At 70.4% G+C, this 10,972-nt stretch carries 9 protein-coding genes; 8 read left to right on the top strand and 1 reads right to left on the bottom strand.

Annotation, left to right across the window (positions count from 1 at the left end; translation table 11 throughout):
• Positions 1-125: 125 nt before the first annotated feature.
• Genes QMG73_RS17245 through QMG73_RS17225 form a run of 5 tightly spaced genes read left to right on the top strand, consistent with a single transcriptional unit; the run spans position 126 to position 6,975 of the window.
• Entirely contained in the window at positions 126-1,589 is a 1,464-nt protein-coding gene (locus QMG73_RS17245) for an aldehyde dehydrogenase family protein (protein ID WP_281896748.1), read from the top strand.
• On the top strand, positions 1,586-3,328 hold the full coding sequence (locus QMG73_RS17240; protein WP_281896747.1) for a thiamine pyrophosphate-binding protein: 1,743 nt from the start codon (positions 1,586-1,588) through the stop codon (positions 3,326-3,328). Before QMG73_RS17245 ends, QMG73_RS17240 begins: the two co-directional genes overlap by 4 nt.
• A gap of 16 nt (positions 3,329-3,344) precedes the next feature.
• Entirely contained in the window at positions 3,345-5,471 is a 2,127-nt protein-coding gene (locus QMG73_RS17235; protein WP_281896745.1) for an outer membrane protein assembly factor BamB family protein, read from the top strand.
• The gene (locus tag QMG73_RS17230; RefSeq protein ID WP_281896744.1) at positions 5,468-5,920 is read left to right on the top strand and encodes a type II 3-dehydroquinate dehydratase; all 453 of its coding nucleotides are present in this window, start codon (positions 5,468-5,470) and stop codon (positions 5,918-5,920) included. The genes QMG73_RS17235 and QMG73_RS17230 overlap by 4 nt, the downstream gene beginning before the upstream one ends.
• The gene (locus QMG73_RS17225; RefSeq protein WP_281896742.1) at positions 5,917-6,975 is read left to right on the top strand and encodes a Gfo/Idh/MocA family protein; all 1,059 of its coding nucleotides are present in this window, start codon (positions 5,917-5,919) and stop codon (positions 6,973-6,975) included. Before QMG73_RS17230 ends, QMG73_RS17225 begins: the two co-directional genes overlap by 4 nt.
• Positions 6,976-7,086: 111 nt before the next feature.
• On the opposite strand, the gene QMG73_RS17220 is transcribed toward QMG73_RS17225, so the two are convergent.
• Positions 7,087-7,878, bottom strand: a complete 792-nt coding sequence (locus QMG73_RS17220) for an IclR family transcriptional regulator (RefSeq protein WP_281896740.1) — start codon at positions 7,876-7,878, stop codon at positions 7,087-7,089.
• Between the two features lie 245 nt (positions 7,879-8,123).
• Between QMG73_RS17220 and QMG73_RS17215 the strand changes: the two genes are divergently transcribed.
• From QMG73_RS17215 to dctP, 3 genes are read left to right on the top strand one after another with little or no spacing between them, the layout of a single operon-like run.
• Positions 8,124-8,639 (top strand): TRAP transporter small permease, encoded by a 516-nt coding sequence (locus QMG73_RS17215; RefSeq protein ID WP_281896737.1) that lies wholly within the window; start codon positions 8,124-8,126, stop codon positions 8,637-8,639.
• The gene (locus QMG73_RS17210; RefSeq protein ID WP_281896735.1) at positions 8,636-9,916 is read left to right on the top strand and encodes a TRAP transporter large permease; all 1,281 of its coding nucleotides are present in this window, start codon (positions 8,636-8,638) and stop codon (positions 9,914-9,916) included. The genes QMG73_RS17215 and QMG73_RS17210 overlap by 4 nt, the downstream gene beginning before the upstream one ends.
• 37 nt (positions 9,917-9,953) lie before the next feature.
• Positions 9,954-10,970, top strand: coding sequence for a TRAP transporter substrate-binding protein DctP (gene dctP / locus QMG73_RS17205; protein ID WP_281896733.1), 1,017 nt, complete (start codon positions 9,954-9,956; stop codon positions 10,968-10,970).
• Positions 10,971-10,972 lie beyond the last annotated feature (2 nt).

Raw genomic sequence — 10,972 nt, 5'->3', positions numbered from 1 at the left:
TCGCCTCGCGGTGACTGTTTCGGAACCACCTATTGCCAGGGTGACCTCGCCGCCGTACGTTACACCCAGTCCGCACAACGGTCCAGATGGGCCACTTAGTGGTTCAGCAGTCAGGGGAGCGGTCGATGCTTGACGACCTCATCGAAGTCGGTTGCCTCGTCGCCGGCGACTGGCGCGGCGGCGGCACGCGGCTTGCCCGGCACGGTCCCTGGGTCCGTCGGGACGTCAGCACCGCACGGCAGGCCGACGGGACCGACGTGCGAGCCGCGCTGGCGTACGCGCGGCACGGTGCCAAGGCGGTGGCCCGGCTGTCACCGGCCGCGCGCGCCGCAGTGCTGGAGCGGGCGGCGGCCACCGCCACCGAACGGCGGGACGCTCTGGCCCGCTTGCTGGCGCTGGAGCTCGGCAAGCCGGTCAAGGACGGTCGGGGCGAGATCGACCGGGTGGCCGACACGTTCGCCGTCTGCGCCGCCGAGGCCCGGCGGATCGGCGGCGAGGTGCTGCCGGTCGCCGGCTGGGCGCGGGGTGTGGGTACCACCGCGTTCACGCACCGCGCACCGGTGGGCGTAACCCTGGCGATCACACCGTTCAACGCCCCGGCGAACCTGCTCGCCCACAAGCTGGGTGCCGCGTTCGCGGCCGGCAACACGACCATCGTCAAGCCGCCGCCGCAGGCTCCCGCCGCCTCGACCGCGATCGTCGCGTTGCTCCTCGACGCGGGGATGCCACCGGAGGCGGTCCAGGTCCTGCACGGCGACGGGCGGCTCGGCGGCGAGCTGTGCGCGGCGCCGGAGGTCGGCGTGATCAGTTTTACCGGCAGCGTGTCCACCGGAGCGGCGGTGGCCCGCGCGGCGGGCGCCAAGCGGCTGGTCATGGAGCTGGGCGGCAACGCCGCCACGATCGTGTGCGAAGACGCCGACATCGGCCTCGCGGCGCGCACCTGCGCCGCCACCGGCTACAGCAACTCGGGCCAGAGCTGCATCTCGGTGCAGCGGGTCTACGTGCACCGCGACCGGTACGAGGAGTTCGTGGAGGTCTTCACCGGTGAGGTGAAGAAGCTGACGGTCGGCGACCCGCTGGATCCCGCCACCGACGTCGGGTCGATGGTCGACGACGGCGCGGCCGAACGGGTCGTCGGGTGGGTGGCGGAGGCCGCCGCCAGCGGCGCGACGGTGACGACCGGCGGTCACCGGGACGGCGCGACGGTCGCCCCCACGGTGGTCGCGTCCCCGCCACCGGACGCCCGCCTGATCCGCGACGAGGTGTTCGGCGCGGCGGTCAGCGTCCTGCCCTACGACGACTTCGACGCCGTGGTGGCCACCTGCAACGACAGCCGGTACGGCCTGCAGGCGGGGCTGTTCACCAACGACGTCCGCCGGATCGTGACGGCCTGGCGCGAGCTGGAGGTGGGCGGGCTGGTGGTCAACGGCTCGTCGAACTTCCGGCTCGACCACGTCCCGTTCGGCGGCGTCAAGGATTCGGGCTTCGGCCGCGAGTCGCCCCGCTGGATGATCGACGACTACACCGTGGTCAAGACGCTCATGCTGCGCGGCATGTCCCTGTTCGGCGATCAGGAAGGCACCCGATGAGCGACACGGTCACGGCGGCTGAGGCAATGGTCGCGCAGCTCGAGTCGTACGGCGTCGAGTACGTCTTCGGCACCTGCGGGCACACCAACATCGCCCTGCTGGACGCGATGGGGCACAGCGACATCCGGTTCGTGATCGCCCGGCACGAGCAGGCCGCCGCGCACGCGGCCGACGGGTACGCCCGCGCCACCGGCAAGCCGGGTGTCGTGCTGCTGCACGTCGGGCCCGGCATGACCAACGCGGTCACCGGCGTGATGACCGCCGCCCTGGACTCGGTGCCGCTGGTGGCGATCACCGGCGATGTCCCGTCCTACTACCGGGGCCGGCACCCGCACCAGGAGGTGAACCTGCACGCCGACGGCGACCAGGCTGCCATCTACCGGCCGTTCGTGAAGCGGGCCTGGCAGGTGCACCGGGCCGCCGACCTGGCGCGGTTCACCGAGCGGGCGTTCTGGACCGCGACCTCGGGACGCCCCTGCGCGGTACTGCTCAGCGTGCCGATGGACCACTTCTCGCGCCCGGTGCCGCGCGGCACGCACACCGGCTACCCGCTCGCGACCCCGGAGCGGCCCGCCCTGCCTCACGAGGTCGCCGGCCGGATCGCCGACCTGCTCGTGGCGGCCCAGCGCCCACTCGTGTACCTGGGCGGCGGCCTGCGGCGCGGCCCCGGCCTCGACGCCCTGCGCTCCCTGGTCGAGCACGTCGACATCCCGGTCGCCCACTCGCTGATGGCCAAGGGAACCCTGCCGGACAGCCATCCGCTGCTGCTCGGCATGCCGGGCTTCTGGGGGCTGGAGCTGACCAACCGGTACACCCGCGAGGCGGACGTCGTGCTGGCGCTGGCCACCCGGTTCGCCGAGACCGACGCCAGCTCGTGGGACCGCCGGTACACCTGGCAGTTCCCGCCCGGCCAGCTCATCCAGATCGACATCGACCCGGCGGAGATCGGCCGCAACTACCCGGTCACCATCGGCGCCGTCGCCGACGTGGCCGATGCCGTACGGGCGATCGACGCCGCCGTCCGCGACCGGCAGGCCACGCCCCGGACGCGGCCCGGGCTGCGCGAGACCATCACCGCGACCCGCCGCACCCTGTTCACCGAGAGCCGGGAACGCGGCACCAGCACGCGGTTTCCGCTGCGGCCCGAACGGATCCTGACCGACCTGCGCGCCATCCTCCCGCCCGACGCCATCCTCGTCACCGACGTGGGGTGGAACAAGAACGGCGTGGCCCAGTGCTACGAACTGCCCGAGGACGGCCGCTTCATCACCCCGGGCGGCGCCTCGACGATGGGCTTCGGCCCGGCGGCGGCGGTCGGCGTCCAGATCGCCGAACCCGACCGCACGGTGGTCGCCCTGATCGGCGACGGCGGCCTCGGCGCCCAGCTTCCAGCTGTACCGATGGCGGTCGAGCAGGGCGCGCCGGTGATCTTCGTGGTCATGAACAACCGGTCACACGGCACCATCTCCGATCTCCAGTCGGCGAACTTCGGGCGCAGCTACGGCTGCGACTTCCTCGGGCCGGACGGCACGCCGTACAGCCCGGATTTCGCCGCCTTCGGCCGTGCCTGCGGCGCGGACGGATACACAGTGGACAGCGCTGCCGCCCTTGGTGAGGCGCTCCGCGCCGCCATCGCGGCCCGCCGCCCGGCGGTGCTCGACGTGCCCATGGTCAACGAGCCCGTCCCCACTCCCGGCCACTGGAACATCAAGGACATCTACCAGGGCGTCTTCGACTGAACGAAGAGGTGAGCTCATGGCACAGATCGACCGTAGGAACGTGCTCAAAGGCGCCGCGGCGGCGGCCGTCGCCGCGGCGGCTGGCCCCGGCGTCACCGCCACCGGCGCCACCGCCGGCGGACGTGCTCCCCAGGCCGCGGACCTGCGCCGCTTCGACACCCCCGGTGACCACGACTTCCCCAAGGTCGGCGGCAACCTGGGCAACCAGAACTACACCGCGCTGCGGCGCGTCCATCCCGGCAACGTGCGGCGCCTGCGCGGCGCGTGGGTCAACCGCATCGAGGGCGGCATCACCACCGGCAACAACGAGAGCACCGCGGTCGCGGTCGACGGGACGATCTACATCGAGTCCGCACCCGGCAACGTCGTGGCCGTCGACGGCGTCACCGGCGAGACGATATGGCGCTACGAGCAGACCCGCGGCACGCTGGTCCGCCGGGGTGTGGCGGTCGGCGACGGCAAGGTGTTCACCAAGTCGAACGAGAACTACGTCATCGCGCTGGACCAGGCGACCGGCCAGGTCGTGTGGGAACGCCAGGTCGACGGGTTCGGCAACATCGAGAAGGTGGCCGTCGTGTACTGCGACGGCATGCTGTTCTGCGGCACCAACGACGGTCCGCGCGGTGCCGCCGTGGCGCTCGACGCCCGCAACGGCGACCTGCTGTGGCACTTCTGGGGCACGCCCGGACCGGGCGAGTTCGGAAACGACACGTGGGAGGGCGACTCGTGGATGGACGGCGGCGCCACGCCGTGGATCCACCCGGCCGTCGACCCGGAGCTGGGGTTGACGTACTGGACGTTCGGCAACGCCCGCGGCAACAACTCCTCCCAGGACGGCTCGGCCCGCGGCGGGCAGAACCTGTTCGCCAACTCGCTCGTCGCGCTCGACATGCGCACCGGCGCGTACCGGTGGCACTTCCAGTCGGTACACCACGACATCTGGGACATGGACAACGTCATGGCGCCGGTACTGGCCGACGTCCGCATCCGGGGCCGCAAGCGCAAGGTGGTCGTCTACGGCAGCAAGTCCGGCATGTTCTTCATCCTCGACCGGATCGACGGCACCGCTCCCCTGGGCGTCGTGGAGCGGCCGGTGCCGCAGGAGCCGCGCCAGAAGACCTGGCCGACCCAGCCCTTCCCGCTGCAGGGCGGCTGGACCGAGCAGCGCGTGGTCGACCAGCCGCTGGGCACCGCCGTACCGGGCGATCCCAACCGGGCCGTGCCCAACTACGTCAAGGGCGCGCTGTACGACCCGCACTGGGACGTGCCGATCCTGTCCATCCCCGGCCACGGCGGCGGCGCGGACTGGTCGCACCTGTCCTTCAGCCACCGGACCGGGCTTGTCTACACCGGCTTCGGGTACGTCGCCGCCGCCCACTCGCTCACCGAGAGCAGCAACGGCCTGCGGCCGCCCGGCGAGTACCAGACCGGGGGCATCGTCGCCGTCGACGTGAGCACCAACCGGGTGAAGTGGAAGCGGCGGATGCCGTACTCGCTGGCCCACGGCAACGGCATCCTCACCACCGGGACCGACCTGATGTTCATCGGCCAGCCGGACGGCAACCTGCTCGCCATGGACGCCCGTACCGGCCGGGAGCTGTGGCGCTTCCAGACCGGGGCCGCCATCAGCTCCAGCCCGATCATGTACCGCGCCGGCGGCAAGGAGTACCTCGCCGTGTACGCCGGCGGGACCAGCATCCCGTACGGCAACTCCGCACCGCGCGGCGATTTCCTGTGGGCCTTCGAGGTCGACGGGGACCTCGGACCGGCCCCGACCCCGCCGCCACCGGTGATCCGCCGTCCGGTCTCCGGCGGCCCGGTCGAGGGCGCCGCGGTGGCCGGCACGGTCGTCATCGGCCGTACCTACAACGCCGCGACCGGGCAGATCGGGGCGACCGAGTCGTTCGCGGTCAATGGCATGGCCCCCACCCACCTGCGGGTACCGGCCGGCACCACCGTGACGTTCACCAACCATCCCGGCAACGCCGGCGAGCGCGGCGTGACCCAGTTCTTCGAAGGGCTCTTCGACGTCCGCCTCGCACCGGGCGAGTCCTTCCAGTACACGTTCACCGAGGCCGGCGAGTACTTCTTCAACGACCCGGCGAGCCCCCGGTCGACCGGCAAGATCGAGGTCTACCAGTGACACGCCGCCTGCACATCCTCAACGGCCCCAACCTCGACATGCTCGGCCGCCGCGAGGCTGCGGTGTACGGGTCGGTCACGCTGGCCGAGATCGAGAAACGGTGCCGCGCGCTGGCCGCCGAGCTCGACTTCGACCTGTTCTTCGGGCAGTCGAACGCCGAGGGCCAGATCATCGACTGGCTGCACCAGGCGTACGACGAGGACGCGTCGGTCATCATCAACCCGGCCGGGCTGTCGACCCGGTCGGTGGCCGTGCACGACGCGCTCCGGATGCTCGCGCGGCCGGTCATCGAGGTACACCTCACCAACGTCTTCAGCCGGGAGTCGACCTATCACGACGGCCTGCTGACCGCCCGCGCGGCCGGCGCTTTCCTGGCCGGGTCCGGCGCGGACGTGTACGAGCTGGCCATGCGCGGCGTCCAGGGCCAGTTGGGTGGCGAGCCGCCATGAGGGTCGGCGTCATCGGGTGCGGCAAGATCGCCAGGAGCCACGTGACCGCCCTGCGCGGTATCGCGGGCGTCGAGGTGGTCGCGGCCGTCGACGTCGACATCGGGCGCGCACGCGCCTTCGCCGCCACCCACGGCATCCCGCACGCGTACCAGGACGCGGACCGGATGCTCGCCACCGGGCTGGACGCCGTCACCGTCTGCACGCCGCACGCCGCGCACGAGGAGGGCGTCCTCGCGGCGGCCCGGCACCGCACGCACGTGCTGTGCGAGAAGCCGGTGGCCCTCACCGTCGCACAGGCACGCCGGATGATCGTCGCGACCGGCGAGGCCGGTGTCCGGTTCGGTGTGCTGTTTCAGCGCCGCTTCTGGCCCGCCGCGGCGCGGATCCGCCACGCGATCGACGACGGCCGGCTGGGCACGCCGATCAGCGGCGGGGTGCTGGTGCGGTTCAACCGCGACGCCGGGTACTACGCCGAACCGTGGCGCGGGCGCCTGGCCACCGAGGGCGGCGGCGTCCTCATGACGCAGGCCATCCACCACATCGACCTCCTGCGGTGGTTCATGGGTCCGGTGCGGCGGGTCACGGGGCGCTGCGCCACGCTCGTGCACCGCGGCCTCATCGAGGTGGAGGACACCGCGGCGGCGGTCGTCGAGTTCGCGTCCGGCGCGCTGGCCACCATCCAGGCGGGCACGACCTTCCAGCCCGGACTCGGCGGGCAGGTCTGGGTCAGTGACGCGCGCGGGCGTACCGCCAGCGTGCTGGAGTTTCCGGAGGGCGTCGGCTGCACCGACCTGTCCACCGTCCCCGGCGAGGAGGTGTCACAGACCGGGCGGCTGGAGGCCGGCGCGCCGGACCTGCCGCTGGCCGAGATCCACGATCATCTGGCGCCCTACCACGCCACGCAGATCGAGGACTTCCTCGACGCCGTCGCCCACGACCGGGAACCGGCGGTGACCGGGCTCGACGCGGTGCGTTCTCTTCAGATCATCGAGGCGATCTACGCGTCGTCGCGCACCGGCACACCGGTGGAGCTGACCGACGATGTCGAGGATTGACTTTCGCGCACCCGGGTGGCTAACTAACGTACCAGTTCGTATAACAACTCGCCGTCACCGATCCCCGGGCCGGAGGTGACAGAACCCGTGTTCTCGCAAGCGTGCGACGCGCTAGCCGGCGGCGTCGAAGGGGTGGGTGAATCCCCGCTCGGACATCTGGCGAGCCATGCGCATCAGGTCGGCGGCGAACTCGGCGACCCGGGTCTCGGTGAACCGGATCGTCGGACCGCTGAGCCCCAGCGCCGCGATGACCCGGCCGGAGCCGCCGACGATCGGGGCGGCGACGGCGGACAGGCCCTCTTCCCGCTCGCCGTGGCTCTGGGCGTACCCCTTCACCGCAGCTTCGTCGATCCACTCCCGCAGCCGTTTGACATGCTTCGGGCCGTAGGGCGAGCTTCGCGCGATCCGGTCCAGCACGGCGGGGCTGGCATCGCGCAGCAGTATCTTCGCCGAGGCGCCCGCCCACATCGGCAGCTCGTCGCCGACGTGCACCACGTGCCGAAGCGGCTGCGGGCCCTCCTGCTGGGCGATGCACACCCGGTACACGTCGCGGACGACGTAGACGTTGACGGTCTCGCGCTGGCGCACGGCGAGCTCGCGCATGCTGCGCTGGGTGTCCGGCGGCAGCTCCCACGAGCGCTGGACCAGGTGCGCCCAGCGCCAGAGCCCGGGCCCGGCCATGTATCCGTTGGTGGTCGCCCAGAGCAGACCGCTCTGCTCCAATGTCGACAGCATCCGCAGCACGGTCGTCTTGGCCAGGCCGGTCGCGTCGACGATCTCCCGTACCGAGATGGTCGGGCGGTCCTCGGTGAGCAGTCCGAGGATGTCCAACGCGCGCTGCACGCTCCGCACGCCCTGGGCATCCGAACCCTGGGCGTCAGAACCCTGGGCGTCAGCCTCCACGCTCTCCCACTCTCCTCGCGAACCGGTGGCTGGTGCCGAGCGAACCATCGAACCACGCGTCACCGCGATTCTCCTACGCTGCCTCGCGTTTCACACATCCGTAACGGTCCGGACTCGGGGTCTTGTCAGGAACGGCAGGCGCCCCTACCGTAACACCAGGTCCGCTTGATGGACCAGAAGGTCCGACTAGCGGTTTCGTCCTCCGCAAGGGTCGACCCGTCCGCCGTGGAGAGCGAGGCACACCCGTGACGACATCAGGCACGAGCGATCCGCGTGTGCTGCGGATCTGGGCCTCGGCGGAGTTGGCGATCGCCTGTGCCGCGGTCGTGGCCATCTTCCTCAGCGTCCTGTGGCAGGTGATCAGCAGGTACGTGCCGGCACTCAACTGGCCGGAGGTCGGAGAGATAGCCAACTACTCGCTGATCGTCCTGACGTTCATCATGGTCGGCTACCTGATCGGCAACAACGGCCACATCGTCATCCAGGTCATCGACTACGTCGCCAAGGGCCGCGCCGCCCGGATGGCCGTCAAGGCCGTGTCGTCGGCCTGCACCGCGGTGATCTGCGCGCTGCTCGCGTGGGAGGCTTTCGAGCTGATCCAGGCATACCCCAACCGGCGCACGGCCGCCCTCGAAATCCCGATCTGGATCCTGTACGCGGTGCCGCTGCTCGGCTTCCTCTCCGGCACGGTGCGGGCGATCGTGCGCATCTTCCAAGCCGGCCACCCGGATCCCCTGTTCGACTCGGCGGAGGCCCGATGATCCTCGAACTGTGGATGGTCGGTCTCGTCATCACCCTCCTGCTGCTGATCCGGGTGCCCGTCGGGCTCGCCTTCATCGGCCCCAGCCTGTGGTGGGCGCTCGCCGACGGAAACTCCGGCGGGTTCGCGCTGAAGACCGCGTTCGACGGCCTCAACAGCTTCCCGCTGCTCGCCGTCCCGCTGTTCATCCTCGTCGGCGTCATGGCCAACCGGCTCGGCGTCGCCGATCGGCTCTACGAGTTCTGCCTGGCGGCACTGGCCCGGGTCCGGGGCAACCTCGCGTACGTCAACATCGGCACCGCGGTCGGCTTCTCGTGGATGAGCGGATCGGCCCTCGCCGACGTGGCGGGACTCGGCAAGATCGAGGTCCCGCACATGGTGAAGGCCGGCTATCCGTACCGCTTCGCCGCCGGCCTGTCGGCCTCGTCGGCGCTGATCAGCCCTGTCATGCCACCGAGCATTCCCGCCGTGATCTACGCCGCGACGGCGACGGTCTCCACCGGTGCCCTCTTCGCCGCGTCGGTCGTGCCCGCGCTGCTCATGGCGGTCGGCCTGTGCGTGTACGTCTTCGTCTGGACCGCCCGCCGCCCGGACATGGTCTCCGTGCCGTTCGACCGCCAGCGGCTGCGCACCGCGGCGATCGGCACCATCGGACCGGCCTTCGTCCCCGTCATCCTGCTCGGCGGCATCCTGTCGGGGACCTTCACCCCCACCGAGGCCGCGTCGGTGGCCGTGCTCCTGATGATCGTGCTCGGCCTGATCTACCGCACGCTGACGCCCCGCGTGCTGCTGCAGTCGTTGCGCGAGACGGCCGTCATCACCGGCGGCATCGGGCTGATCCTGGCCTCGGCCGCGCTGCTCGGACTCATCCTGACCCGCGCCCACGTCTCGCGCGACGTGGCGGAACTGGTGACGTCGGTGTCGACTGAGCCCTGGGCCTTCATCCTGATGGTCAACATCGTCATGCTCATCCTCGGCACGGTGGTCGACGCGGTGGCCGCCATCCTCGTGACCGTGCCGGTGTTGCTGCCGATCGCCACGAGCCTCGGCGTCGACCCCGTCTACTTCGGAGTCGTCCTGATCCTCAACCTGATGATCGGACTGTTGACGCCACCGGTCGGGAGCGTCCTGTTCGTCACCGCCTCGGTGACCGGGCGGCCGGTCGAAGAGGTGTTCCGCGGGGTCGTCCCCTTCCTGATCCCCCTGGTCGCCGTGCTGGCACTGATCTCCGCCTTTCCGGCGATCTCCCTGTGGCTGCCCCACCTTCTCGGATTCTGACCCCTCCAGCCTCACCCCCACGACAGAGGGAGCCCCCATGTATCCACGGTTCGTCGCCGCTCTCGCCCTTACCATGCCGCTGGTTCTCGCCGCCGGCTGCTCCACGCAGGACAACGCGCCCACCGCCGAAGGGGAGAACCCCCGCATCACCTTGAAGATCGGCAGCTCCCAGCCCGAGACCCAGCCGAACTTCTACTGTGGAATGAAGCTGCTCAAGGAGCGGATCGAAGGACAGAATCTCAACCTCACCCTCGACCTGTTCCCCAACAGCCAGCTCGGTCCCGACGCCGAGCGGTTCTCCAGCGTGCAGGCCGGCGACATCGATATCGACCTGCAGGGCGGTTCCGCGATGTCGACGGCCTTCCCGAAGATCGGCGTACTCGACGCGGCCTACGTCTTCAACGACGTCGACCACTTCTTCAAGTGGGCCGACCAGAATGGACAGGACTTCTTCAAGGAGTTCAATGCCGCCACCGACACCACCATTGTGGACGCCTGGTACTTCGGGATGCGCACCTTCACCGCCACCAAGCCGATCCGCAAGCCCGAAGACCTCGCCGGGCTGAAGATCCGTTTCCCGAACACGCCCCAGTTCCTGGCCAACGCCAAGGCGCTCGGCGCGAACGCGGTCGCCATCGCCGTCGAGGAGCTCTACCTGGCGCTGCAACAGGGCGTCGCACAGGGGCAGGAGAACCCGGTCGTCGCCACCCACGCGCAGAAGTTCGACGAGGTCCTCAAGGTCGCCAGCCTGACCAACCACCAGGTCGGTACCCACTATGTCGTCGTGTCCGACAAGACGCTGGACAAGATGAACCAGGCCCAGAAGGACGGGCTGTTCAAGGCGATCCGCGACATCCGCGCGGAGAACCGCAAGTGCGTCGACGACGAGACCAAGAAGGTGCTCGACGGGTGGCGCGCCGACTCGGGCCGGACCGTGGTGGAGATCGACCAGGTCGACCGCCAGGCGTTCATCAGCAAGGCCGAGACGTACTTCAACACCTACTTCAAGGGTGCGGACCTGGAGCTGTACAAGAGCGTCCGCGCCGCCGCCTGACC

The organism is Phytohabitans aurantiacus, from assembly GCF_027923225.1.
GTDB lineage: Bacteria > Actinomycetota > Actinomycetes > Mycobacteriales > Micromonosporaceae > Phytohabitans > Phytohabitans aurantiacus.
Note: the sequence above shows the minus strand (reverse complement) of the source record. Positions and strands in the feature narration are given on the sequence as shown.